Origin of the sequence: Mesorhizobium sp. (assembly GCF_004962245.1) — a bacterium.
Lineage (GTDB): Bacteria > Pseudomonadota > Alphaproteobacteria > Rhizobiales > Rhizobiaceae > Mesorhizobium.
Window position 1 is genome coordinate 1 of the sequence record NZ_SUHQ01000005.1, and the last position, 25,585, is coordinate 25,585.

The 25,585-nt window shown below is 63.3% G+C and carries 26 protein-coding genes; 15 read left to right on the forward strand and 11 right to left on the reverse strand.

From position 1 onward, the window contains the following. Positions 1-175: 175 nt before the first annotated feature. From E5X88_RS06720 to E5X88_RS06755, 8 genes are all read right to left on the reverse strand, one after another. Complete coding sequence (locus tag E5X88_RS06720; protein WP_292159503.1) at positions 176-916, reverse strand: hypothetical protein; 741 nt, start codon at positions 914-916, stop codon at positions 176-178. A gap of 600 nt (positions 917-1,516) precedes the next feature. Next, the gene (ugpC, locus tag E5X88_RS06725) at positions 1,517-2,575 is read right to left on the reverse strand and encodes a sn-glycerol-3-phosphate ABC transporter ATP-binding protein UgpC (protein WP_292159505.1); all 1,059 of its coding nucleotides are present in this window, start codon (positions 2,573-2,575) and stop codon (positions 1,517-1,519) included. Between the two features lie 41 nt (positions 2,576-2,616). After that, positions 2,617-3,438 carry a carbohydrate ABC transporter permease gene (locus E5X88_RS06730; protein WP_292159507.1) on the reverse strand — a complete coding sequence of 274 codons (822 nt, stop codon included), beginning with the start codon at positions 3,436-3,438 and terminating at the stop codon, positions 2,617-2,619. Then, positions 3,439-4,398 (reverse strand): carbohydrate ABC transporter permease, encoded by a 960-nt coding sequence (locus E5X88_RS06735; protein ID WP_292159509.1) that lies wholly within the window; start codon positions 4,396-4,398, stop codon positions 3,439-3,441. Then, complete coding sequence (locus tag E5X88_RS06740; protein WP_292159511.1) at positions 4,398-5,735, reverse strand: sugar ABC transporter substrate-binding protein; 1,338 nt, start codon at positions 5,733-5,735, stop codon at positions 4,398-4,400. The genes E5X88_RS06735 and E5X88_RS06740 overlap by 1 nt, the downstream gene beginning before the upstream one ends. Positions 5,736-5,798: 63 nt before the next feature. Continuing rightward, positions 5,799-6,458: a GntR family transcriptional regulator gene (locus E5X88_RS06745; protein WP_292159513.1), complete on the reverse strand. Its 660-nt coding sequence runs from the start codon at positions 6,456-6,458 to the stop codon at positions 5,799-5,801. 22 nt (positions 6,459-6,480) lie between these two features. Beyond that, the gene (locus E5X88_RS06750; protein WP_292160073.1) at positions 6,481-7,365 is read right to left on the reverse strand and encodes a dihydrodipicolinate synthase family protein; all 885 of its coding nucleotides are present in this window, start codon (positions 7,363-7,365) and stop codon (positions 6,481-6,483) included. A 145-nt stretch (positions 7,366-7,510) separates the two neighbouring features. Continuing rightward, positions 7,511-7,681, reverse strand: a complete 171-nt coding sequence (locus tag E5X88_RS06755; RefSeq protein ID WP_292159515.1) for a hypothetical protein — start codon at positions 7,679-7,681, stop codon at positions 7,511-7,513. 261 nt (positions 7,682-7,942) lie between these two features. Here E5X88_RS06755 and E5X88_RS06760 point away from each other — a divergent pair, with 261 nt between their 5' ends. After that, on the forward strand, positions 7,943-8,965 hold the full coding sequence (locus E5X88_RS06760; RefSeq protein WP_292159517.1) for a LacI family DNA-binding transcriptional regulator: 1,023 nt from the start codon (positions 7,943-7,945) through the stop codon (positions 8,963-8,965). Here the strand turns inward: E5X88_RS06760 and E5X88_RS06765 are convergent. Continuing rightward, the gene (locus tag E5X88_RS06765) at positions 8,953-9,927 is read right to left on the reverse strand and encodes an alpha/beta hydrolase (RefSeq protein ID WP_292160075.1); all 975 of its coding nucleotides are present in this window, start codon (positions 9,925-9,927) and stop codon (positions 8,953-8,955) included. The two genes, E5X88_RS06760 and E5X88_RS06765, sit on opposite strands and share 13 nt — an antisense overlap. A gap of 25 nt (positions 9,928-9,952) precedes the next feature. Then, positions 9,953-11,101: a Gfo/Idh/MocA family oxidoreductase gene (locus E5X88_RS06770; protein WP_292159519.1), complete on the reverse strand. Its 1,149-nt coding sequence runs from the start codon at positions 11,099-11,101 to the stop codon at positions 9,953-9,955. A gap of 173 nt (positions 11,102-11,274) precedes the next feature. Between E5X88_RS06770 and E5X88_RS06775 the strand changes: the two genes are divergently transcribed. From E5X88_RS06775 to E5X88_RS06840, 14 genes are all read left to right on the forward strand, one after another. Continuing rightward, the gene (locus tag E5X88_RS06775) at positions 11,275-12,621 is read left to right on the forward strand and encodes an ABC transporter substrate-binding protein (protein WP_292159521.1); all 1,347 of its coding nucleotides are present in this window, start codon (positions 11,275-11,277) and stop codon (positions 12,619-12,621) included. 4 nt (positions 12,622-12,625) lie between these two features. Then, positions 12,626-13,555 (forward strand): carbohydrate ABC transporter permease, encoded by a 930-nt coding sequence (locus E5X88_RS06780; RefSeq protein WP_292159523.1) that lies wholly within the window; start codon positions 12,626-12,628, stop codon positions 13,553-13,555. Beyond that, positions 13,552-14,388, forward strand: coding sequence for a carbohydrate ABC transporter permease (locus E5X88_RS06785; protein ID WP_292159525.1), 837 nt, complete (start codon positions 13,552-13,554; stop codon positions 14,386-14,388). Before E5X88_RS06780 ends, E5X88_RS06785 begins: the two co-directional genes overlap by 4 nt. Before the next feature lie 69 nt (positions 14,389-14,457). After that, the gene (locus tag E5X88_RS06790; RefSeq protein WP_292160076.1) at positions 14,458-15,231 is read left to right on the forward strand and encodes a sugar phosphate isomerase/epimerase; all 774 of its coding nucleotides are present in this window, start codon (positions 14,458-14,460) and stop codon (positions 15,229-15,231) included. A 10-nt stretch (positions 15,232-15,241) separates the two neighbouring features. Continuing rightward, on the forward strand, positions 15,242-16,318 hold the full coding sequence (locus E5X88_RS06795) for a Gfo/Idh/MocA family oxidoreductase (RefSeq protein WP_292159527.1): 1,077 nt from the start codon (positions 15,242-15,244) through the stop codon (positions 16,316-16,318). After that, positions 16,318-17,136: a sugar phosphate isomerase/epimerase gene (locus tag E5X88_RS06800; RefSeq protein ID WP_292159529.1), complete on the forward strand. Its 819-nt coding sequence runs from the start codon at positions 16,318-16,320 to the stop codon at positions 17,134-17,136. Before E5X88_RS06795 ends, E5X88_RS06800 begins: the two co-directional genes overlap by 1 nt. Beyond that, entirely contained in the window at positions 17,136-17,969 is an 834-nt protein-coding gene (locus E5X88_RS06805; protein WP_292159531.1) for an alpha/beta fold hydrolase, read from the forward strand. The genes E5X88_RS06800 and E5X88_RS06805 overlap by 1 nt, the downstream gene beginning before the upstream one ends. Beyond that, positions 17,966-18,688: a ribulose-phosphate 3-epimerase gene (locus E5X88_RS06810; protein ID WP_292159533.1), complete on the forward strand. Its 723-nt coding sequence runs from the start codon at positions 17,966-17,968 to the stop codon at positions 18,686-18,688. Before E5X88_RS06805 ends, E5X88_RS06810 begins: the two co-directional genes overlap by 4 nt. After that, positions 18,688-19,725 (forward strand): ROK family protein, encoded by a 1,038-nt coding sequence (locus E5X88_RS06815; RefSeq protein WP_292159536.1) that lies wholly within the window; start codon positions 18,688-18,690, stop codon positions 19,723-19,725. The genes E5X88_RS06810 and E5X88_RS06815 overlap by 1 nt, the downstream gene beginning before the upstream one ends. After that, complete coding sequence (gene ugpC, locus E5X88_RS06820) at positions 19,718-20,809, forward strand: sn-glycerol-3-phosphate ABC transporter ATP-binding protein UgpC (protein WP_292159538.1); 1,092 nt, start codon at positions 19,718-19,720, stop codon at positions 20,807-20,809. Before E5X88_RS06815 ends, ugpC (E5X88_RS06820) begins: the two co-directional genes overlap by 8 nt. 384 nt (positions 20,810-21,193) lie before the next feature. Continuing rightward, positions 21,194-22,183: a substrate-binding domain-containing protein gene (locus E5X88_RS06825; RefSeq protein WP_292159541.1), complete on the forward strand. Its 990-nt coding sequence runs from the start codon at positions 21,194-21,196 to the stop codon at positions 22,181-22,183. Further along, the gene (locus E5X88_RS06830; protein ID WP_292159543.1) at positions 22,180-23,181 is read left to right on the forward strand and encodes an ABC transporter permease; all 1,002 of its coding nucleotides are present in this window, start codon (positions 22,180-22,182) and stop codon (positions 23,179-23,181) included. Before E5X88_RS06825 ends, E5X88_RS06830 begins: the two co-directional genes overlap by 4 nt. Then, positions 23,178-23,942, forward strand: a complete 765-nt coding sequence (locus E5X88_RS06835; protein WP_292159546.1) for an ATP-binding cassette domain-containing protein — start codon at positions 23,178-23,180, stop codon at positions 23,940-23,942. Before E5X88_RS06830 ends, E5X88_RS06835 begins: the two co-directional genes overlap by 4 nt. A 77-nt stretch (positions 23,943-24,019) precedes the next feature. Then, on the forward strand, positions 24,020-25,105 hold the full coding sequence (locus tag E5X88_RS06840; RefSeq protein WP_292159548.1) for a Gfo/Idh/MocA family oxidoreductase: 1,086 nt from the start codon (positions 24,020-24,022) through the stop codon (positions 25,103-25,105). Between the two features lie 10 nt (positions 25,106-25,115). On the opposite strand, the gene E5X88_RS06845 is transcribed toward E5X88_RS06840, so the two are convergent. Next, a complete protein-coding gene (locus E5X88_RS06845) occupies positions 25,116-25,391 on the reverse strand; it encodes a hypothetical protein (RefSeq protein WP_292159550.1) in 276 nt (91 codons plus the stop codon). Positions 25,392-25,585: the final 194 nt, after the last annotated feature.

A 25,585-nucleotide genomic window follows, 5' to 3' on the forward strand; every position in this document is an offset into this window, starting at 1 on the left:
GAAATCAAGATATACTGCTAAAATCGGCGCCAGTTTAAAGATTTTTACTGTATTGCCCGTTTAATACCGTTTTAAGAACACCATTTCGCCACATGAAATGAGTGCAATAATTGCACTCATTTCAAAAAAAGGCGACCCAGGCCGAATCACTGGCTGATTCTCGGAGGGGTTGTTTTCAAAAGCGCTGCTGAAAAACCAGCAGGGGAGGAACCGCACCTGGGCGCAACACCTGGACGGAAGCTATTCCTTTTTCGGTCGAACGCCTGATCCGATCCAGATCTTCCTTCGTGACAGGGTCGCACGATTTTGGGTCGGTTTTGTCCCAGAGGTTCTTAGCGACAACAGAGTCCACGGCGGTATAGATGGCCGAGGGCGCTGCCTCGCGCTTCGGCACCACATTCTGTTTGATGAGGGCAGAGATGACCCCAGCGAGCAGATCAGCAGACTGCTTGAATGTTACTCTCGAGACGGTCTTTGCCTCGTCTTCATCTCTCGGGTCCAAAGCCCCAGGCTGACCAGTGAACAGGCAATGGTGGGCCGCGAACAGCCAGTCGTGAACGATGTAGGCCGGACCGTAACCCCAAGGTGAAAGCCCCGCGAGGCCCCGCACCAGAGGCGGGATCGAACCTCCGTCGGTGTAATGCAAGCCAGGTCGGATTGTAGAGACGCTGAGATCCTGACGCAGCTTCTCCGGAAGATGGTACGTCAGAGGATCACCATTGTAGGGATAGTAGACGAATCTGTCTTCACCGACCCAGAAGATCATCAAATTTCCGGATATCTTGCCAGAGTCTTTCAGATCGATGCTTGGGCTCGCACAGCTGACCAGCGCGGCCATGATTATTGAATGCCACCAAAACTTCCTGGATCGAAACACCGTCAGTTTGGAGAATACCGGTAAAATCAGCTTCAACATGCGCCCCCCCCAAAAGAAATTAAATCACCCCCCTGTAATTTTGCAATCCTCTCCTTTTTATTCTTTCGGTTTCGCAATACGGCAAATACATCCCGGCTTGCCGCATTCCGGTTTCAGGATGGCGCAAACAGCTTCCGCCATTTTTCAATCCGCAGCCGCAATCGGCCAGTCTATCCCCGCGATGCTGCAACGGATCCCCGGCTAACGACAATTCGATCCCACGAAACCGCAATCGCATCCCGCGCTACGACAGCCAGACTCCCTGTTAAATCAACGTCGACTACGAAATTTTACTGATATCTGGGCGGATTTCCCTGATAGGCTGCAACAGGAAACGGTGCTCTAAATAACTGAAATCACTAGACAATACTGACTGTCTGCCCCGCGGAAGCATTCGCTTCGCGCGAATTCCCTGTTTTTTGCCTGCTATCAGGGATTTCTCAAACGGAGACTGGTTCGCCACCGGCTGTGTGGTTCACCATTTTTTCAATGACTTAAGGGTTTTCGCCGTACTTTTTAAAAATCGGCCGGCAATTGGTACGGCGCTTTTGCGTGAATATCGGCCTTCGCATCGTCGACCCGCAGCACAGGCCGCGCCGATCAGATACGCCGGCCGGTTTTCGCGTCGAAGAGGTGGGCGCTGGCGCGATCGACCTCGATCCGTACCTGCGCGCCTTGCCTGAGCGGCAGCCGCTCGCGGAAAAGACAGGAAATTTCCTCACCGGCGCAGTCGACCTTGGCGAAGATTTCCGAACCGGTGGCTTCCAGAAGCGTGACCGTGCCTGGCATGCCCTGGGCAGTTGCGCGGATATGTTCGGGGCGGATGCCGTAGACAAGTTCGCGTCCTGCAGCGTCGATCGGGCGGGCGCCTTCCGGCAGTGGCAGGATCAGCCCACCAGCACTGCGGAACACGCCTTCCTCGATGCGGCCGGCAATGAAGTTCATGGCGGGCGAGCCGATGAAGCCGGCAACGAAGAGATTGGCCGGATGATCGTAGAGGTCGAGCGGCGCGCCGATCTGCTCGACCAGGCCGTCATGCAGCACGACGATCTTGTCGGCCATGGTCATGGCCTCGATCTGGTCATGCGTGACGTAGATGGTGGTGGTGCCCAGCCGCTGGTGCAGCGCCTTGATCTCGCCGCGCATCTGGACGCGCAGCTTGGCGTCGAGATTGGAAAGCGGCTCGTCGAACAGGAAGACTTGCGGGTCGCGCACGATGGCGCGGCCCATGGCGACGCGCTGGCGCTGGCCGCCGGAGAGCTGACGCGGATAGCGCTCAAGCAGCTTTTCCAGGCCGAGGATGCTGGCGGCATTCTTCACGCGGCCGGCGGTATCGGCGGGATCGGCTTTCTTGATCTTCAGGGCAAAGCCCATATTGTCGGCCACCGTCATATGCGGATAGAGCGCATAGTTCTGGAACACCATGGCGATGTTTCGGTCTCGCGCCCGCAGATTGTTGACCATACGCTCGCCGATGGCGATCTTCCCGCCCGAGATCGTTTCAAGTCCAGCGATCATGCGCAGCAGCGTCGATTTTCCGCATCCCGACGGCCCGACCAGGATGACGAACTCGCCGTCGGCGATATCGACGCTGACGTCGTGAATGATCTTGGTGGCTCCGAAAGCCTTCTGCACGTTGTTGATTGTTACCGATGCCATTGGATTTCTCCGGGAAAAGAGTGATGTCCAGCTAGGCGACTTCAGCCGCCCTTGACCGCGCCAGCGGTCAGCCCCGCGACGATCTGCTTTTGCGCGAACATGGTCAGAACCAGCACCGGCAGCGTCACCACAAGTGCTGCCGCGGCGAGCGGCCCCCAGCTCACCTGCTCGTAGGAAAGCATGTTGTAGACGGCGACCGGCAGCGTGCGCGTCTCACGGCTGGCGAGCACCACGCCGAAGACGAAGTTGTTCCACGAAAAGATGACGGACAGGATGAAGGCCACAACGATGCCCGGCTTGGCGATGGGCAGGGCGACCAGCCGGAACACTTGCCAGGAGCTGGCGCCGTCGATGTTGGCCGCCTCTTCCAGCTCCATCGGTGTGGTCTCGAAATAGCCGATCATCACCCAGACCACGATCGGCACCGTCACCACCAGGTGGATGATGATCTGCGGCCAGAGCGTGCCGAGGATCCCGATCCATTGGAACAGCAGAAACAGCGGAATGAGATAGGATAGGCCTGGCGTCATGCGGGCGATCATGATGACGACCGCCGATCTTTCAGCCTTGAGCCGCGCTATGCCATAGCCGGCCGGTACGCCGATCAGCAGCGCCAGCAGTGTCGCCGTGCCGGTCACCAGAACCGAATTCCAAAGATAGAGCAGGAAGTTGTTCTCCTCGAACACCTTTGCATAGTTCGACCAGGCGAAATTCTCGGGGATCAGGATCGGCGGATAGGCGCCGTTGTCGATCTCGAATTTCAGCGAAAGCGAGATCATCCAGAGGAAGAACAGGATCGCCGGCGAGATGATGACCAGAGCCGCGAAAAACAGGCCGATCTGACTGAGCAACCGTGAATTCATCTATTTGCCCTCCGCGTCGATCCACTGCGAGCGCTGGCGCAGCATCAGGAGGATGAAGGACAGCGCCACGATGACGATGAAGAACACCACGGCCATCGCCGAGCCGTAGCCGATGTCGTAGTAGGAGAAGGCGGTGTTGTAGAGGTAGATGTTGATGGTTTCCGACGCCGTGCCCGGCCCGCCCTGGGTCATCGCATAGATGATGTCGAAGCTCTTCAGCGCATCGATGGTGCGGATGATCAGCGCGATCATCAGGAACGGCGCGATCATCGGCAGGGTGAGGTAGCGGAATTGCTGCCAGGCATTGGCACCGTCGATCTCGGCGCTCTCGAACGGCTCGCGCGGTACCGATGCCAGCCCGCCCAGCACGATCAGCATCACCAGCGGCGTCCACTGCCAGGTCTCGACCGCAACCAGCGAAGGGATGACCGTCTTGGCGTTGAATATCCATTCCTGCGCCGGGATGCCAACCAGCGATAGAAGGTAGTTGAGCACGCCGAGCTGGGGATGGAACATCATGGTCCAGACCAGCGCCACGGCAACGGGCGTTGCCATCATCGGCATCACGAAGACGCCGCGCAGCAGGCCGCGCAGTGGAAACCTGGCATCGAAGATCAGGGCGGCGACAGTGCCCAAGAACATCGGCGCTGCCACCGACAGAGAGGTGTAGGTCAACGTATTAACAAGGGACTCCCAGAATCGCGGGTCGCTGGCCAACCGGAGATAGTTTTCCATCCCGGCAAAGCTCCGCGACTGGCCGAGCGTCCAGCGGTTGACACTCATCCAGAGCGTGAAAGCCCAGGGAAAGACGATCACGGCGCCAACGACGACGAGCGCCGGAACGACGAAGGGCCAGTAGTTGGGAGCCAGCCGGACCGACTGGCTCTCCTCGATGGCTTGCGTCGTCACCCCGGTGCGATCTGTCGTCGCCCCGGTGCGTTCTGGGGCGATGGCGGACATCAGCCTTGCTCGCTCCTGTCGAGAACCGGCTGGAACTGCGCGGTGGCCTTCTTCAGCTCTTCGGCAGGATCGGCACCGGCAATCATGTTGGTCAGCGCCACGCCATAGACGTCGCGGAACTCGGTGACCGGGATGATCACCGGCAGCGCCAGCCTGCTGATATTGCCGGACTGAACCACGGCATCGAGCCAGCTTGCCGGCATGGTGACGCCTTCACGCACCTTGGGGTCTTCCAGCACCGACTTGCGGAAAGGCACGCCGGCGCCGGCCTGGAGCAGGCGCGCGCCCATGGCCGGGGAAACCGCCCATTGACAGAAGAGATAGGCAGCTTCCTTCTTTTCGCTGGACGCCGTCACGCCGAGGCCGTCGCCAAACGTCCCGGAGGCATGCGCCTTGGGACCCTTGGGCATGACACCATAGCCAACCTTGCCGACCACGCGCGACTTTTCGGGATTTTCCATCGGCGGAGCAAAACCCACGCCATCGAACCACATGCCGATCTTGCCTTGCAGGAAGGCGGACTGCGCTTCGGCCCAGTTGAAGCCGGTGACGCCTGGAGGGGCGGACTTGGTCATCAGCCTCTGATAGAGGGCAGCAGCCTCGATCGCCTCGGGCGTTTCGGTGCGCAGCTTTCCCTGGTCGTCGAGCGGCGTCATGCCGTAGCCGAGCATCAGCGATGTCCACACCGGGGTGTTGGCATTCTTGAGGCCGCGGGCGACGAAACCGAAAGTGTTGGTCGATGGGTCGGTCAGCGCTTCGGCGGCGGCCACCAGTTGTTCGAACGTTTCAGGGTATTTGAGGCCCTTGGCCTCGAACAGCTCCTTGTTCCAGTAGACGATCCAGTAGTCCACCGAGAAAGGCAGCGAACGCAGCACGCCCTGGCTGTCCTTGGCGAAAAGCATGCCGGCTTCGGCGAAATCGCCTTCGACCAGCCCAGGATCGGTGAGCGTCGGTTCGGCGAGATAGCCGCCGATGTCGGCCAGCCAGCCGCCCTTTTCGAACTGGCGCTTCTGCACGTGGTAGCTCAGATGAACGACATCGAAGCTCGGCTTGCCGGAGCTGAGCTCGATCACCGTCTTCTGCCGCTGCTGTTGTTCCGGCGTCGCCTCGGCATTGACCTTGATGCCGGTCAGCTCCTCGAACTCGGCGAGATATTTCAGGATGGTGTCGCTGCGCGGGCTTTTCACCAGATTGACGTCGAGCGTCGTGCCGGTAAAACGCTTCCAGTCGACGCTGGCGGAAAAGCTCGGGCGAAGGCCCGCCAGGCCCGCGGCGGCGAGCGCCGTGGTTCCTGCAAGGACTTGCCTTCTTGTTGGCTTGAACGGATTGGACGACATTTCTTCCTCCCTTGGGTTGCTGTCGTTGTGGGTGGCGTCGCGGCGGCCGCGAACCATACGTCCTCAGATCTGGAGCGCCAACCGGCGCGCATTGTCGATATGCCGGCTGATCGCCTCGACCGCCTTTTGCGGGTCCCGGCTCTCGAGCGCTTCGATCACTGCCAGGTGCTCGTGCATCACCGGCACGACGCGCCCGTCGATACGGAAACGCTCCTGGTGGATCAGGCGTATCTTCACCGAATTGACCAGATACGCCTTGGCGATGATCTCGTTGCCCAGCGCATCGATGAAGGTGTCGTGCATCGACCAATCGATGTTCTGGGCCTTGGCTTCCATTTCCGGCGTCGGCGCCTGCGACAACGCTTGAGCCAGCATGTCCTCATGTTCGCGCCGCAAGCGGGCGAGTTCGGTGTCGGAGGCGTTGACGGCGAACAGCGCCACCGCTTCGCGCTCCATGAACAGGCGGAACTGGAAGGCCTCGCGGATAAGGTTGATGTCGATATGGGCGATCTGCATGCCGCGCTGCGGGATCGTCGTCAAAAGTCCCTCGGCCTCGAGACGCGGCACGATCTCGCGGATGGCGCCAAGCGGCAGCCCGGTAAAGGCAACCAGTTCACGCTGCGACACGAACTGCCCCGGCCGCAGATCGCGGGCCAGCAAATGTCTGGTGAAGCTGGCATAAGCTTTTTCCCTGAGGGTTGCCGGTTCGCTGCTGTCGTCCATTTCAGCGCGCTTCCCTTGCCGGTCAGGCCGGCTCTGTCACAAACAGCCTGTCATAGGCGGCGGCAAGCTGTTGCCGCCCCTGCACAGCGATCGGCTCAAGCGGCGGGCGAACCGCCAGCCAGCGTTCGTCGCCGGTCTTGCGCGCCACCATGACCTTCACCGCCGGGGTGACCGGATATTTGAGTAATTCGAGCACGAAGCTCTCGACGCGGGCATCGTCGCGCCCGTCCTCGGCCATGGCGCGGATTTCGCCGGTGACGAAATTGGCCATGCCGGAAATGGCGCCCTGCCCGCCCTGGCGCACACTTCTGGCCAGGTGCCGTTCGTCGCCGATCAGGATCACCAGGTCGCCATGGGCTTTTAGCAGCGCCTCGCTGTAGCTCCAGTCGCCACCCGAATCCTTGACACCGGCGACCACGCCGGGGAAGGCCGCACGCAGCCGACCGATCACGGCAAGCGAGAGCGGCACCATGGTGACAGAAGGGATGTTGTAGAGAAGGACGCCGCGGGCCAGCGGGCCGAGCGCGGCAAAGACGGCGGAAAACCATCCGAACAGCCCGTCCTCGCCGACATTCTTGAAGTAGCTCGGCGGAGCCAGAAGGATGTTGCGGACGCCGCACTGCAAGGCGTGTCGCGCCTGTTCGGCGGCGTCTTCGGCGGCATCGACCAACACGCCGGCGACGAGCTGATGTGCTGGAATGCCGGCGGCCAGCATGGCTTCGATGACAATCCGCCGCTCTCCCGTGCCCACGGAGGCGCCCTCCCCGGTGGTGCCGAAGAGCGTTGCGCTGCTGCAGCCGGCGCCAAGGCAAGCCTGGGCTTGCGCGACCATGGGAGAGATGACGATTTGCCCGGACGCATCAAAAGGCGTGGTGAGGGCAACCGAAAGACCAAAGCGCGAAACCAATGCCATGCTCTCCAAATATCAATCTGCACGCAGTACTATCATGCTAACATGTTAGCTGTAAATTGCGACGGCCGCCTTTTTCGGAACGATGTCGACATCGGACGTATGCGAAGCGGTCGAGTGCCGTCTTCCCGGCAGCGCGACCCTACTGCCCCGTCGCCTCATCGGCGACGACGCCGATGAGGCCGGCTGGCTGGCCAAGCGCCGCCTGGCCGATGAAGATGGCGGGCGCTCCCGACGGGTGGGGCCTAAGCAGCGGACCAGGCTCAAGAAAGCTCTGGCCGTTCCGTTCGGCCATGATCTCGACGGCCGGCACTGACCAGCTTCTTCATCTCGCGGAAATCCCTCTCTACGTTCGCCCCCGGCCTCGCTTCGGATGAACCGCGTGAGCATTTTCCGGGTGATACGAATTTCGAATTCGCCCACTGAGGTGAATACGGCTTGTGCTTTTCGCGTCAATTAATAAATTTACGCATGGAAACTGTCAAAATTGTCTGTAAAATTTCGCCTTGCAGCTGCAGGCTGGCGCGCCGTATGTAGGGACCGGGCAGCGCTAAGGAACAGCGCGAGGGATTCAATGCCGATGACGCACAAGACGATGGAGGATTTCGCCCGCTCTTGCGGCGTCTCCAGGCCGACACTGTCGAAATATTTCGACGATCCGACCAGCGTCAAGCCGGCGACACGACAACGGATCGAGGTGGCGCTGCGCTCGTCCGACTACCAGCCCAATCTCTTTGCACGCAATCTGAACCGCAAGCGGACCCGCAGCATCGGCATCGTGGTGCCGACGGTAGCCGATCCCTTCTATTCCGAGATGGTCAGCCGCATCGAACTCAGGCTGCGCGACGAGGGCTACTGGCCGATCGTGATCTCTTCGCACGGCTCGCGCGAACTCGAAGTCGAGGCGACGCGGACCATTCTTTCCCTGAAAGTCTCCGGCGCGCTGGTCGCGCCGCTCGGCCTGCGCTCGGACCATCGCACGCTGGAGAAGCTGACGCAGGCCATACCGATCGTCTATTTCGACACCTATCTCGAGGGCAACACACCGTTCGTCGGCAACAACAACAGCCAGAGCGTCTCGACAATCGTCGATTATCTCTGCCGTTCCGGCGATGCTCCGGTCTATTTCGACATCCCGCACGTCAACCACAATTCGCGCGAACGCCTGAACAGCTATGTCGGCGCCATGCAGCGGCTCGGGCATGAGCCGGTGGTCATCGGCAATACCGACGACTACACTTGGGATTTCGAGCGGATCGGCTATGAGCAGATGAAAGCGATGCTCGCGCGTGGCGGCCTGCCGGGCAAGACCATCCTGTGTGCCAATGACCGTCTCGCCTTCGGCGTGATGGCTGCCGCCTATTCGCAAGGCCGTAAGGTCGGCCGCAAGAACGATTGCGACCTGCGTGTCGCGGCTCATGACGACCATCCGTTGAGCCGCTACACCTGCCCTGCCCTCACCACCATGGCGCAGGACTTCGCTTCGATGGCGGGACGCAGCGTGGAGACGCTGCTGGCCCTCCTTGACGAGGATGACGAGCCGGTTGCCCCCAAGGTCAATCTCGACGCAACGCTGGTCATGCGTCAGTCGGCCTGAGCATCTCCAAAGGCGGGATCGAAGCCGCGCCATGCGGCAACCGCCGCGCCGACCGCCTGCCGCGCTGCCGGACCATGGCGTCCCATCGAAACGAAGCCGTGGATCTGGCCGGGCCAGCGCCGCAGGACGACCGGCACGCCGTCATCCACCAGACGCTTGGCATAAGCCTCGCCTTCGTCGGCGAGGATGTCATGACCGGCAATAGCGACAAAGGCCGGCGCCACACCGGCAAGACTCTCGGCCTTGAGCGGCGACACGCGCCAGTCGCCGATGTCCCTGGCATCGCAGATATAGTGGTCGCGGAACCAGGCCATGGTCGCCGATGTCAGACCATAACCATCGGCAAAGCGGCGGTAGCTGTCCGCCGCCTGCGAAGCGTCCGTGTTTGGATAGAACAGAAGCTGCGCGGTCGGCGGGTTCTTGTCGCCGCGCGCAAGCAGGCACAGCACGGCAGCAAGATTGCCGCCGGCACTGTCGCCGGCAACGGCGACCCGCCTCGCGTCGATGCCGAGATCGCTCGCGCCGTCCTGCATAAAGGAAAGTGCGGCGCGGCAATCTTCGATCGCCGCTGGAAACTTGTGCTCCGGCGCCAGCCGATAGTCGGGAGAGACGACGACGCAAGCCGCCATATTGGCGAGCCACCGGCAAATCTCATCATGCGACTCGAGATTGCCGATCACCCAGCCGCCGCCATGCAGATAGAGCAGCGCCGGCGCAGCGGCCCCGCCCGCGCCCTGTCCGCTATAGATCCTGAGTGTCAGCGGGCCACCGGGGCCGGCGATGGTGCGTTCGGTCAGTGAAGCGACAGGCTCACGCTCGCCCTGGAGTGCCGGAAAACCCTCTTCATAGGCGCGGCGCGCTTCTTCGGGCGTGCCGGCTTCGAACGGCGGGGCTGCCGCTTTCCGGCCGAGGTCGAGCACATGCCGGGCTTCCGGGTCGAGCAAAGGCGAAAGCGATGTCATCATTGAAGGATCCCCCATGTCTGCGTCAGGCAAGCAGGCTTGCCGCCTCGTCTTCCCCAAGAAGCTGCGGCTGGTCGACCGTCCCGTTGACGGCAACCGACTCGCGGCTTTCTCCCGAAGCCAGGATCGCCTCCATGATTTCCAGCACATGCAGCGCAAGCGCGCCGGAGGCACGCGGCTTTCTCCCGGTTGTCAGCGCGCGCGAAAGATCGGCGACGCCAAGCATCCGGTAATTCGCGCGGTCGGGCGCGGCATAGGGCCAGTTGCGCGTGCCGTAGAGTTCGCTCTCGCTGGGAAAGTCGGCCCATTCGGCGCCTCGCTCCGAAAGCGAGACGGTGCCGCCGAACGTGTCCGGATCGGGCAGCCTGAGCGAGCCTTCTGTCCCATGCAGCTCGATCGGATGGTTGGAGTGCCTGAAGACGTCCCACGAGGCGCCGAAGGTGACGGTGGCGCCCGAGCGAAACTCCAGCAGCGAAAGGATGTTGGTCGGCGTGCCGACCTTGAAACTGGTGTTCCTGTAGGGGCCTTCGGCGGTGATCAGCCGCTCCTCCTGGCCTCGCGTTGCCATCGCCATCACGCGGCCCACCGGCCCGAGCAAATTGACGAGCATCGTCAGGTAGTAGGGACCCATGTCGAAGACCGGGCCACCGCCGGGCTGATAGTAGAATTGCGGATTGGGATGCCAATGCTCCATGCCGCGTCCCATCATGAAGGCGGTGCCGGTCACCGCGCGGCCGATCCCGCCCTCGTCCATCAGGCGGCGTGCCCGCCGTCCGGCGGCGCCGAGGAACGTATCCGGGGCCGAGCCGAGCAGCAGCCCCCGCTCCGTCGCCTCGGCAACGAGGCGGCGGCCGTCCCTGGCCGAGGTCGCCAGCGGCTTTTCGGTGAAGACGTGCTTTCCCGCCGAAAGCGCTGAAAGCGAAATGTCGAAATGCGCCGCCGGGATGGTCAGATTGAGGACAAGGTCGATCTCGGGATCGGCCAGAAGCGCATCGACGCTGAGAGCCCGGATGCCATATTCGCTGGCGCGCAGGGCCGCCATATCGGCCGAAATGTCGGCGCAGGCGTGCAGCTCCACCTCCCCGAACAGCGCCGCGTTGCGCAAATAGGTCATCGAGATGTTGCCGCACCCGACAACGCCGATGCCGAGCTTAGCCGCTGTTTTTCCGTGCATTTTCTATTCCACCTCCCAACGCCGCAATGGTCTGGCTGAACCCTTGCACCGACAACGGATCATATTCGAAAGCCGCTATACAGGATTTTAAATCTTGACGCGCGTAAAATTTTTATGGAACATGCGGAAATGCTGGCGCAACATCGGGAGGCCGCCGGCCCAAGGAGGAGAAAATGACTGACACCAAAAAAGGGCCGGTCTCCGGCTCGAAGCCTGTTGCGCATGTGACGGTCGCTGACCGCAGGCAATTTCTCGTCGGCAGCGCCGGGCTGCTGGGCGCGGCGACACTGGGCCTTGGCACGGGATTGGGCGTTCGCCGGGCGCGCGCGCAGTCGCGGGCCGAAATCAGCTTCGCCAGCGCCGCCTTCTTCGGCAAGGAGACCTTCGGCGACCTGATCAAGGCCTTCAACGAATCGCAGGACCGCGTCCTGGTCAAGAACATCGAGCTGCCGCCGCCGAGTTCCTCGACGGAGGTCTATCAGGGTCTTGTCCAGCAGCTCGCCCGGCGCACCGGCACGCCCGACGTTTTCAGTCAGGACGTGATCTGGATCGCCGGCTTTGCCTCCGCCGGCTGGGCGCTGCCGCTCGACGAGTATTTTCCGGCGGACAAGCGCAGCGCCTACTTCTCCGGAACCCTCAACGCCTGTACCTATGACGGTAAGCTGACCGCCCTTCCCTGGTTCATGGATTCGGGCATGTTCTACTACCGCAAGGACGTGCTGGAAAAGCATGGCGGCAAGGTGCCGGAAAACTGGGCCGACATGGCGACCATCGCCGCCGCCGCGCAGAAGGCCGGCGATGTCGATTTCGGCTATCTCTGGCAAGGCAAGCAAGCCGAGGTTCTGGTCTGCGACGCGGTCGAGATCATCACCTCCAACAATGGCGCGATCCTTGCGCCCGACGGCAAGTCGGCGCTGATCAACCAGAAGGCGGCGGTCGACGCGATCCAGTTCCTGCACGACACCATCAACGGGACCAAGATCAGCCCGCAGGACGTCCTGTCCTGGGACGAGGAGCCGTCGCGCCAGCCCTTCACCTCGGGCAAGGCGATGTTCATGCGCAACTGGTCCTATGTCTATCCGATCGCCCAGGACGCCAAGGCCTCCCAGGTGGTGGACAAGGTCGGCGTCGCGCCGCTTCCGGCCTTCCCCGGCGGCAAGAGCTCGGCCTGTCTCGGCGGCTACCAGCTCGGCGTCAACGCCAATTCGAAGCAGCGCGAAGCCGCGATCGAGCTGCTGACCTGGCTGTCGTCGACCGAAACCCAGCATCGCATCGCCCTGAACTTCGGCCTGGCGCCAACCCGTCCGGCACTGTTCCAGGACGAGAAGATCAAGACCGAACAGCCGTTCATGGCGAGCCTCGAGAAAGTGTTCACCGGCGCCACAGCCCGGCCGATCACGCCCGAATATGCGAAGGTGACGCTGGCCTTGCAGTCGGGCATCTCCAAGGCGCTGGTGTCGGGCAACGTCCAGGCCGAGATGGACGCGCTGGCCGCACAAATCGACCAGATCGTCGGCTGACCCCATGACCGCGGCGGCCACTGTTCCTGGCATTGGCCGGCCGCGGCTTGGCAAGGCGCTTCCGGGCACCGTCTGGGCCTTGCTCCTGCTGACGCCGGCCTTCGTGTCGCTGGCGTCGGTTTCGTTCTATCCGATCGTCAACGGGCTTTATCTCTCGCTCACCAACACCTCGCTGATCACCCAGGAGAACGAATTCTCGGGCTTCTCCAACTATGTGCAGCTATGGGGCGACGCGCAGTTCTGGAATGCCTGGTGGCACACGATGTGGTTCACCTTCGCCTCCACGGTGCTGGAGACGGTGATCGGGCTCGGCATGGCGCTCATCCTGTGCGAGGCGTTCAAGGGTCGTGGGCTCGTCCGCGCGGCCATGCTGGTTCCCTGGGCGATGCCAACCGTCGTCACCTCCAAGATGTTCGGCTGGCTGTTCGACGGCCAGAACGGCATCATCAACTACATCCTGCTGCATGCCGGGCTGATCGACCAGAACGTCAACTGGTACGGCTCGCCCGACACGGCGATGACGACCATCATCATCGCCGATGTCTGGAAGACCACGCCCTTCATGGCGCTGCTGCTTTTGACCGGGCTGCAGACGGTGCCCAATTCGCTGATCGAGGCGGCGCGCATGGATGGCGCGAAGGGCTGGATCACTTTCTGGTACATCCGCCTGCCGCTGCTCATGCCGACCTTGCTGATCGCCGGCCTGTTCCGTGCGCTCGACGCCTTCCGCGTCTTCGACCTCGTCTATGTGCTGACCGGCGGCGGCCCGGCCGATTCGACCGAGACGCTGTCGACGCTGTCCTACAAGGTGCTCTTCTCGACGCTGCAATTCGGCTATGGCTCCGCCGTTTCGACGGCCATGTTCGTCACCGAAGGCATCATCGCACTGGCCTTCTGCCTCTATCTCATCAGGCAGATCAGGAGGGCGCAATGAAGGACACGCGCTCGCCGCTGCAGACCATCGCCATCTATCTCGGCGCCCTGCTGATCCTTATCTGGTCCGGCGGTCCGTTCATCTGGCAATTCTCGATCTCGTTCCAGCTCGATAAGGCGCTGACGTCGGGATCGCCGTCGTTGATTCCCGACCCTTTCACGCTCGAGCACTACTACAACGCCTTCATCGAGAAAGAACTGCACCGCTATGTCTGGAACTCGCTGGTGGTCTCGCTGGCGACGACATTCCTGTGCCTGTTTGTCGGATCGCTGGCCGCCTTCGCGCTGTCGCGGCTCAACGTCAAGGGCCGCTTCGGCATCCTGATGGTCATCCTTTCGGTGTCGATGTTCCCGCAGATCGCGCTGGTCGGACCGCTCTATCTGGTGGCGACCAATCTCGGCCTGCTCGATACCTACACCGCGTTAATCATCACCTACCTGGCGCTCGGGCTGCCGCTCGTCACCTGGGTGCTGTTTGGTTATTTCGAAACACTGCCGCGCGAGATCGACGAGGCGGCGCGCATGGACGGCGTCAGCGTTCCCGGCCTGCTCTGGCACATCATCCTGCCAATGTCGCTGCCGAGCCTGGTGACGACCGGCCTGCTTGCCTTCATCACTGCCTGGAACGAATTCCTGTTCGCGCTCGCCTTCACCTCCAACATCGATCGCCAGACGATCCCCGTCGGCATCGCCAACTTCACCAACCAATACTACGTGCCCTGGGGCGACATCGCCGCTGCTTCGGCCGTCGTCACCGTCCCCTTGATCGTGCTGGTGCTGTTCTTCCAGCGGCACATCATCGAAGGGCTGACCCAAGGTGGCATCAAAGAATGAGCGGCATCAAGGAATGAAAGGACGATCGTGAAAGACCTGAAAGTCGGTTGCCAGACCTTTACCTGGGAAATGCTGGGAGGCCGTTTTGCCGGCGGTCCCGACGACCTCTTGAAGGCGATCGCCGACGGCGGCTATGCCGGCATCGAGATCACCGACACGATGATCGGCCGCTATGCCGACAGGCCAGCGGAATTCGCCGCCGCGCTGAAGTCTTCCGGCCTTGCCCTCGTGTCATTCGCCTTCGGCTCGAAGAGCGGATTCACGCTGCAGGAGAAGATCGACGCCGACCTCGAGACCGCGCAGCGCTGGATCGATTTCGCGTCCGCATTTCCCGGCGCGCTCGTCTCCATCGGCTCGGCCACCGTCGTGTCCGACGGCCCGCGCGACGACAAGTTCACCATTGCGGCCGAGTTCTACAACCGAGTTGGCAAACTCGGGCGCAAGGCCGGCGTCGACATCGCCGTCCATCCCAGCTCCCATCACAACACGCTGCTGTTCGATCGTGCCGACTATGACCGGATTTTCGCGCTGGTCGATCCATCGCTCGTCGGCTGGGTGCCGGACACCGGCCACATATTGCGCGGCCATGAAGACATGATCGACACGCTCACCACCTACCGGGACCGCATCCGCTACATCCACCTGAAGGACGTCGATGCCAGCGGCACCTGGGCGATGCTCGGCAAGGGCGTCTGCGACACCCAAGCTGCGATCGACATCGCCAGTGCGGCGCCACATTTCAACGGTTGGCTGGTGTTGGAAGAGGAATCCGAGACCGCCGCCGCCGATCCGGCCGCTGCGGTCAGGACCAACCGCCAGACCATGCGCGGCTACGGCGCGTGAGGAAGAGACCATGATCCGGAAGCAAGACCGTCGCCTTCGTGTCGGCGTGCTCGGCTGTGGACCGATCGCGCAATTCGCCCATCTCGAATCCTGCGTGAAGGCCAGGAATGCCGACCTCTATGCGATCTGCGATGCCGCCCCCGACCTGCTGGCGCGCATGGGCGCGATCTATGAGCCTGAGAAGATGTACGCCGACTACGACGCCATGCTGGCCGACCCTGAGCTGGAGGCGGTGATCGTCGCGACCTCGGACGCCTATCACGTTCCGATGTCGATCAAGGCACTCGAGGCCGGCAAGCATGTGCTGTGCGAAAAGCCGATCGGCGTCTCGGTCGAAGAGGGCGAGATGCTCGCCGATGCGGTCAGGCGCACCGGCAAGGTGCTGCAGGTCGGCCATATGAAGCGCTTCGACCCCGCGCTGGAAGCGGCGCGCGATTTCGTCCGCGACGAGATCGGCGAGATCCTGGCACTGAAGGCCTGGTATTGCGATTCCACCCATCGCTACACCAACACCGATGCGGTGCAGCCGCTGCCCGTCACCAGCAAGCTGGCAAGGAAACCTGGCGGCAATCCGAAGGCTGATCTCAGGCAGTATTTCATGCTCGCGCACGGCTCGCACCTGGTCGACACCGCGCGCTTCCTCTGCGGCGAGATCGTCGCCGTGCGCGCCCGCCTCAACGAACGTTTCGGCGCCTATTGCTGGTTCGTCGAAACCGAGTTCGCCAACGGGGCGCTTGGTCATCTCGACTTGACCGTGGCTGTCCGCATGGACTGGCATGAGGGCTTCCAGCTCTATGGCGAAAACGGCTCGGTGATCGCCAAGACCTTCAACCCCTGGTATTTCCGGGCGAGCGAGGTCGATATCTTTCACGAGAAGGATGCGACGTCGCGAAAGCCGCTCGGCGCGGACGGGCATTTCTTCAGGCGCCAGCTCGAAGGCCTCGCCGACACGGTGCTTAACGGTGCGCCGCTGCGTGGCGCCGATGTCGAGGACGGCCTCGCTTCGATCCGCGCCATGGTGGCGATCGCCCGCTCGGTCGAAACCGGCGAGCGCGTCGAGATCGCCACCGCCACGGGAGCGGTCTGATGCAAATCGGGGTGTTCGCCAAGACCTTCCCAGGCAGCGAGCCGGCCAGCGTACTGGCGGCGGTGCGCGATGCGGGATTTGCGGTCACCCAGTTCAACCTCGCCTGTGCCGGCCTGCCGTCGATGCCGGATGCAGTGCCAAGCGACGCCATCCGCGCAATCGCAGTGGCGTCCGATGCCTCTGGCGTCGCCCTGGTGGCGCTCTCGGGCACCTACAACATGGCCCATCCCGACAGGGCCGTGCGCGACAATGGCCTGCGCCGGCTTGGCGCGGTCATCGAGGCAGCGGCGACCCTGTCCGTTCCGCTCGTCACCCTGTGCACGGGAACGCGCAACCCCGATGACCAGTGGGCATATCACCCCGACAATGCAAATCCTCTCGCGTGGGCCGACATGGCGAGCGAGATGGAAAAGGCGCTTGAACTTGCCGAGCGCCACGGTGTCGATCTCGGCATCGAGCCCGAGCAGGCCAACATCGTCACCTCGGCGGGAGACGCGATGCGCCTCATCGCCGAAATGGGTTCGAAACGGCTGCGCATCGTGCTCGACCCGGCCAACCTGTTCGAGCAGGCAAACCCCGAGGAAGCACGCGCTATCGTAGCTGGTGCGGTCGAACGCACGGCCGGCCATGTCGCCATGGCGCACGCCAAGGACCGCTTCGCCGACGGCCGTTTTGCCACCGCCGGCCGCGGCGTCGTCGATTTTGCGGATTTCGTCGCCCGGCTCAAGGCGTCAGGCTTTGACGGGCCGCTGGTCACGCACGGGCTTTCGGCCGAGGAAGCGCCCGGGGTTGCCCGCTTCCTGAAGGGGCTGGTCTGATGGCGCGGCTGGTCACTCTGCTTCGCGATGACGCCGCGCTTCAAATTTCCGACGACGGCGACGGGCTTCCGGTTGTCTTCCAGCATGGGCTGGGCGGCGGCGAGGCGCAGGTCGCCCAGGCTTTCCCTGCTGACGCAGGCTTTCGGCGCATCACGCTGGAATGCCGTGGGCACGGCGCCTCCGGGCTCGGCAGCAGCCGTCCATTTTCCCTGAGCATGTTCGCCGACGATGTTCTAGCAGCCGCCGACCGGGCCGGCCTCGATCGGTTCGTCGCAGGCGGCATTTCCATGGGCGCCGCGATCGCATTGCACCTCGCCTGCCGTCAGCCGGATCGCGTCGCTGGCCTGCTGCTGGTGCGGCCGGCCTGGATGTTCGACAGCGCACCAATGAACCTGCGGCCGATCACCGAGGTCGCCGATCTCATCCTCGATCACGGCCCCGATAAGGCCAGGGCGATCTTCGCGCAATCGCAGACGGCCGCGCGACTGAGGCGTGAAGCACCCGACAACCTTGCCTCGCTGTTCGGCTATTTCGACCGGCCGGGCGCCGCGCCATTCGCGCAAGTCCTCGCCGACATTGCCACCGACGGACCGGGCGTTTTTGAGAGCGATGCCGCTGCCCTTGGCATCCCCACGCTGGTCATCGGCAACGCCATGGATGCGGTGCATCCGCTAGCGGCCGCCCACACGCTTGCCGCGATCATCCCCGGCGCGGCCTTTACCGAAATCACCCCCAAGGCGCTCGACAGCGTCAGACATTTCGCCGAGCTGCAGGCTGAGATCACGACCTTCCTTCACGCTCACTTCAACACCCGGAGCCTTGTTCCGTCATGACGACCAAATCCCTGTCCGGCCCTGCTGCCATCGCCGCCTTGCCGCGCAACCGGCTGCTCGGCGAGTTTTCCCTGTGGTCGGCTGATCTCGCCAATATGGAGCGCGATCTGCAGCGCATAGATCCCTTTGTCGACCTGCATCACATCGACGTCGCGGACGCCCGCTTCACCCCCGGCTTCCTGTTCTTCCCGGATCTGGTGGCGCGGATCGCCGGGCTGACGGCTAAGCCGATCCATGTGCACCTGATGGTCGAAGCGGAGATCGTCGAGGAGCAGACGCGGCAGTTCATCGAGGCCGGCGCGGACCTCATCAGCGTCCATGCCGAAAACGGCGAAGCCGGACTGCGCGCCGTGCGGCTGGCACATGCGCTCGGCGCCGAGGCCGGCGTGGTGCTCAGGCTGGAAACGCCGGTCGCGGCGGTCACACCTTTCCTGTCGCAAGTGGCGTTCGTGACGCTTCTCGGCACATCCATCGGCGTCAAGGGCCAGAGCCTGTCGGACCAGGCCTGCCCTCGCCTGATCGAGGCACGCGCGCTGATGAGAAAGGCGGGACGCGAGGCCGACATCATGCTGGCTGCCGACGGAGGCATCCGTCACGAGACGGTGCCGCGCTTGCGCGCCGCCGGGGCCGAGACGGTGGTGCTCGGATCGCTGGCTTTCGGCGACCCCGACCTTGCGCAGCGCATGGCCTGGCTGCATGGGCTGAAGGTCGCCGCCTGATGACAAGACTGGCCCTCGCCTTCGATCTCGGCGGAACGGAGTTGCGCGGCGCGCTGGTCGAGAGCGGCGGCCGCGTTGTCGCGCAGGTTTCGGCGCCGACGATGGCGATCGCGGGATCAGATGCGGTGATCGGCCAGATCATCACACTGGCCGGAGCTCTTCTGACACAGCGCCCGCAGGCGGATGTCGTCGGCATTGGCATCGGCGCGCCGGGACCGCTCGATCCCAAGGCCGGCATCGTGATCGCGCCGCCGACGCTGGCCGGCTGGCACGACGTGCCGTTGATTGACATTCTCGGCAAGCATTTCGGTCTGCCGGTGCGGCTGGAGAACGACGCCAACGCGGCCGCGCTGGGTGAATGGCGCTTCGGCGCCGGCCAAGGCACCGGATCCCTGGTGTTTGTCACCGTGTCGACCGGCATCGGCGGCGGGGTCGTCGCCGACGGCCACATCTATCACGGGCGGCGGGGGCTTGCCGCCGAGATCGGCCACATGACCATCACCGGCGAAGGCGACCGCTGCTTCTGCGGCGCCGTCGGCTGCTTCGAGGCGGTTGCCTCCGGAACCGCGCTCGGGCGGCGCGCCACGGCGCTGACAGCGCCGGGTGACGGCTCCTTGCTCCGGCGCCTTTCGGCCAACGGCGACGTTTCAGCCAGGCACGTCGTCGAGGCCGCGCGTGCCGGCGATATCAGCGCGCTCGAATTGATCGAGGCGGAAGCCAGGTGGCTCGGCATCGGCTTCACCAACCTGCTTCATCTCTATTCGCCGGACCTGATCGTCATGGGCGGCGGCCTTGCCAACGGTTTCGACCTGCTGGCTCCAGCCATCAGGGCAACCGTCGAGCAGCGGGCGATGCCGGCCTACCGGGACGTACCGATCGTGCCGGCACAGCTCGGCGACCGCGCCGGACTGATCGGTGCGGCCAGCCTCATTCTCTGGGAAGGCGAACCGGGCGCGCCGCTGGCCATGGCGCAGGACGAGGACAGCAGACACGGCGCGACGGAACACGCCGATGCCAGGGAGGCAGGCCATGGCTGAGCTCAAGCTGCGCGGTGCGCGCAAGTCCTACGGATCCATCGAGATCATCAAGGGGATTGACCTCGACGTCGAGGACCGTGAATTCGTCGTCTTCGTCGGCCCGTCCGGCTGCGGCAAGTCCACGCTTTTGCGCATGATCGCCGGGCTGGAAAAGATCACCGCCGGCGACCTTCTCATCGATGGCGTGCGCGCCAACGACATCGATCCATCCGAACGTGGGCTCGCCATGGTGTTCCAGTCCTATGCGCTCTATCCGCATATGACGGTGGCCGAGAACATGGGCTTTGCGCTGAAAATCGCCGGCGTCTCCGTTGCCGAAAAGGAACGCAAGGTAAGAGAGGCCGCCGAGGTGCTGCAGCTTTCGCATCTTCTCGACCGGCGGCCGAAGGCGCTTTCGGGCGGCCAGCGCCAGCGTGTCGCCATCGGCCGCGCCATCGTGCGTAATCCCAAAGTGTTCCTGTTCGACGAGCCGCTGTCCAATCTCGACGCTGCCTTGCGTGTGAGCATGCGGTTGGAACTGATGCGGCTGCACGAGCATCTGGCCGCGACGATGATCTATGTCACCCACGACCAGACCGAGGCCATGACCATGGCCGACAAGATCGTGGTGCTGAACGGCGGCTCGATCGAGCAGGTCGGCTCGCCGCTCGAACTCTACAACAGGCCGGCGAACATTTTCGTCGCCGGCTTCATAGGTTCACCGAAGATGAATCTGCTGAGGCTGAAGGTGGCCTCGACCGGCGCCAAGGGCGTCACCGTGACCTTGCCGGACGGTCAGGCGCTTACCGTGCCGGTCGCAGCGGGCGCAACCCAACCGGGCGACGAGCTGCTGCTCGGCATGCGACCGGAACATCTCCACATCTCGGCCAGCGGACAGTTCAAGGGGCAAGCCGTGCTTGCGGAGCGGCTGGGCAGCCTGACCATCCTGCATGTCGAGATCGCGCCCGACATCACGCTGGTCGTACAGGCCGAAGGCGGCGACAGGACGCCGTTGCACAGCCCGATCGCGCTCGACATCTCTCCCTCGGCTTGCCACCTGTTTCGCACCGATGGCCCGGCACTGGCGCCGCTGCAACCGGCCTGACCGCGTGCACTCGCAGTTTGACCCGGACAACTGACGACGCAGGCTGCGAGCTTGCTTCGACGTTCCTCCATTCTCGATTTCCGCCGCGCCGCAACACATCAAAAACCGCTGCACACCATTTTAATTCTTGACGCGTGTCAAATTTTTCTAAAACATGCGGAAATGCTGATCCGTATCGGTCAGCGCTCTGGGAGGAGAAATGCCTGATACGAAAAGTGGCCCGAACCGGGCCTTCAATCTGCGAGCCGCATGGCGGCCGACGATCTGTCGGCAACCTGCCGTCGCAAGCGCCGGGCTAACCGTTGCCGCGCCCCGCACAGGCATTCCGGTCGTCGACAAACGAGCCAGATACAACGCAACCAACAATTAGGAGGAGGACGAAGCATGCGCATGTTCAATGGCCTGACGCTTGGCGCAGGTCTGTTTGCAACCGTGATTTCAATGCCGGCCCATGCCGAAGACGCGGCGAAGGTCGCGGCCATCGTCAAGGGCCTCGACAATCCGTTCTTCCAGTACATGCAGAAGGGCATCGAAGAGCAGGCCAAGGCCGACGGCGTCGGCGTCACTGTCCAGGCAGCAGCCAATATGGGCGACGCCACCGGACAGGCCGATCGCCTGACCGCCATGGCCATGCAGGACTTCGATTGCTACCTGGTCAATCCGATCAGCGTCTCCAACCTTGTCCAGGCGCTTGTTCCCGTCGCCCAGAAGAAGAAGCCGATCGTCAACATCGACAGCACCATCGACGCCGAGCAGGCCAAGGCGGCGGGCTTCGCCATCTCGACCTATATCGGCACCGACAACGTCGCCGCTGGCGCGCTTGCTGGCGAGGAGATGCTGAAGCTGGTGCCGAACGGCTCAAAGGTCGCCCTGGTCGCCGGCATCGTCGGCGACGTCGGCTCCAACGCCCGCATCAAGGGCTTCAAGCAGGCCGTCGAGGGCAAGCTCGAAGTCGTGGTGATGGTCAGCGCCGATTGGGACCGTGAAAAGGCTCTGACGGCGGCCACCGACATCTTGGCCGCCCATCCCGATCTCGCCGGCTTCTTTGCCGCCAATGACATCATGGCGCTCGGCGTCGAGCGTGCCGTGCAGACGTCTGGCAAGGACGTCAAGGTGATCGGCCTCGACGGCATCGTCGATGCGCTGAAATCAGTCGCGGCCGGCGAACTCTCCGCCACCGTCGCCCAATATCCCTATGTCGTCGGCGCCATGGGCGTGGAGGCCTGCAAGGCAGCGGCCATGGGCAAGGAACTGCCCGCCAACGTGCCGGCGCCGGTGCTGCTGATCAACAAGGACAATGCCGAAGCCTCGCTGAACAACTTCCCGCGCCCGGGCGGCGACTATCCCGATCCCTTCCGCGAGATGTTGAAGTGAACACTTCTGAACAAAACGCGCCCGTGCATACCGCGGGCGCGGCGGAGGAGGGCCGCCCCTCCCTGTCGGCTCTCCTCCTGGATCCTTCCTTCTGGGCCGACTGGGCTTCGGTCGTCGGCCTGGTCGGCCTCGTCATCGTGTTCGGCATCAGCCAGCCGGTCTTTCTCAGCGTCGCCAATTTGCAGGCCCTGCTCCTGGCGGCGGCAATCCTGGTCGTGCTGTCGATCGGACAGACCTTCGTCGTGGCGACGGCCGGCATCGACCTCTCCTTGGCTGCCGCGGTCATGCTTGGCGCCATCATCCTCGGTCTCGTCAACGCCGCCGGCTACGGCATTTTCCTCGCCTGCGTGCTGGCTGTACTTGCCACCAGCGCGGTGGGTTTCCTCAACGGCGTCCTCATCACCGCCGGAAAAATTCCAGACTTCGTGGTGACGCTCGGCACGCTTTCGGGCATCACCGGACTTGGCTTGATCCTGTCGGGCGGCGAGCCGACCATGGTCGGCTCTACGTTCCTGCTGCGGCTGGCCTCCGGCTCCTTTGGACCGTTCGGCTATCCCGTCTGGGTGGCGATCGCGGCCGTTGTGGTGGCGCATATCGCGCTCTACCACACCCGTTTCGGGGTGCATCTGCTGGCGACCGGCGGCCAGACCGAAAGCGCCCGCTCGCTCGGCATCCGGACAAACCGCGTCAAGATCGCCGCTTACACGATATCAGGCTTCTGCGCCGGCATCGCCGCACTGCTTCTGGTGGCGCGCATCGGCTCGGCCGAACCGCAGATCAACACCAGCCTGCTGCTGAATTCGGTGGCGGCGGTGGTGCTCGGCGGCGTCAGCCTGTTCGGCGGACGCGCCAGCATTCTCGGCCCGGCGATCGGGGCGCTGATGCTCACCGCTCTCGTCAACGGGCTGACGCTGCTCAGCGTTTCGGCCTTCTACCAACCGCTCGCCGTGGGCGCCATCGTAGTGCTGGCGGCGCTGATCATGCGGTATCAGAAATGAGCGCCGTCAATCATTCCCCGTCATCCGAGGCGATCCTTGCCTGCGAAGGACTGAGCAAGCATTTCGGCGGCATCCGGGCCTTCACCGATGTCGCCTTCCAGGCCCGCCGCGGCGAGGTCACCGCGGTGATCGGCGACAATGGCGCCGGCAAGTCGACGCTAATACGCTGCCTGGTCGGCGTGCATGTGCCGGATGCGGGAGAGATCTTCTTCGACGGCCGGCCGCACCCCTTCGCCAATCCCGACGAGGCGCGCAAGGCCGGCATCGAAACGGTGCACCAGAACCTGGCACTGATCGACGAGTTGACGGTCGCCCAGAACCTGTTCCTCAACCGCGAGATCGTGCGCCGGATCGGCCCCTTCGCCCTGCTCGACCGGACCGCCATGAAGCAGCAGGCTCGCGCCATGCTGTCACGCCTGTCGATCAACATGCCTTCGGTCAGCCAGCGCGTGCGGCGCCTTTCTGGCGGGCAGCGGCAGGCGATCTCGATCTGCCGCGCCGCTGGCTCCGGCGCCAAGCTGGTGGTGATGGACGAGCCGACCGCGGCACTCGGCGTGCAGGAAACAGCCAATGTCGAGGCGTTGATCCGGCGCCTGCGCGAGCAGGAGGTGAGCGTCATCCTGGTCAGTCACAATTTCGATCAGGTGCGCCGGCTGTCCGACCAGATCTGGGTGATGCGGGCGGGACGGATGGTGGCGACGGTGCGTTCGTCGCAGACCACCGGCAACGAACTCGTCGCGCTCGTCACTGGTGCAGCATGACGAACGGCCGGGTCGAGCCGCACCTGTCGTTGAAACGAGCTGTTGGCTGAAACAATTGGTTTGCAAGGGAGTGTGCCGTGACGGTGATCCGTGTCGGGCTTGTAGGGCTTGGAGAGGTTGCGCAGTCGATCCATCTGCCGGTGCTGAGCGACCAGCGAGACCGCTGGGTGATAGCAGGCGTCTATGACGTCTCACCGAGTCTGGTGGCGTTGTGCACATCCGAGTATCCAACCGCCAGGGCTTTCGAAACGGCCGAGGCGCTGATCAATTCGCCCGACATCGACGCGGTTTTTGTGCTGTCATCCGATGACACCCACAGCCGTTTCGTCCGCGCCGCCGTAGCAGCCAACAAGCACATCCTCTTGGAAAAGCCCGCCTGCCTGACGGTGCGCGAGATCGACGAATTGCTGGCGCTGACCGCGAATTACGCCAAGACGGTCTTCGTCGGCTACATGCGCCGCTACGCGCCGGCCTATCTGGCGGCCATGGACGAACTGCCCGCCCATGCAGACATCACCCATGTCCGCATCTTCGACCTGATCTCCGAAGGCCGGCATTTCCTGAAGAAAAGTCAGAACATCCTCTATCCCGGGGATATCGACCCGGCGCTGCTGGAGCGCGGCGCCAGGGAGCGCGACACGCTGATCCGTGAAGTCGTGGGCGCCGATGCGCCGGCCGATCTCGTGCGCGCCTATCGCGGCCTGACCGCGCTCTCCTCGCACCATATTTCGGCGATGAGGGGGCTGATCGGCGAACCGGTCAGCGTGCTCGCGGCGCACCGCACCAATGGCGGCGCCAACACCTCAGTGACCTTCGACTACGGACATTTTGCTTGCCTGTACGACGCGGTGGTCGACGATCTCGGCCTGTTCGACGCCATGATCGAGGTGCGCTCGAACACCAAACGGGTCCGCATCACCTACGACACACCCTATATCCGCAGCTTGCCGACACGGCTCGAAGTGACAGAAGCCGGACCGCTCGGCCCGGTGACCAAAGCCTTCGGGCCGCTCTATGGCGATGCCTTCTCCAATGAGCTCGAAACCTTCCACCGCCACATCACCGAGGGCACGAAGCCGCTGACGGACCTCGCGGACTCTCGTCGCGACCTCGCCCTGATGGCCGAGATCATCGAGCGCATGAAGAAGACCGGCGGCGGCTGAGGCTAACCGCCTACTTTCCGCAATGGTGATCGTTGATCTTGTTCAGCGCGTTCGCGTCGGGCCCTACCCTATGGTAGGAGCAGGCTCCTGCGGCCGTGGTGACCAACTGCTGGTCATAGTAGCGCGGACCGCCGAACAGGATGTCGATGATATCGCCCTCGGTGGGAACGTAGCGTTCGGAGTGAACCCGGTGGTCGCGGTGCTTGTCGCCTGCGAAGGCCGAGGCGGAGATACTGCAGGCCACCCCGAAAGCGAGCGCGCTGATCGCAAAGCGTTTTGTCATCATCGGGATGCCCTTCTGGCCGTTCGGTTTTCCATCATATCAAAAATCGTTACCAGAACAAAAGTTCCCCGGGCGGCACATTGGGCCCGTCGGAATCCATCAATCCTTGTCGACTCCGCTTGTCACAATAGGTTTATCCTGCGGCGATAGGGAGAGCGTTCCCGCATCCGGTGCTCAGCCGGACCGGTCTCTTCACA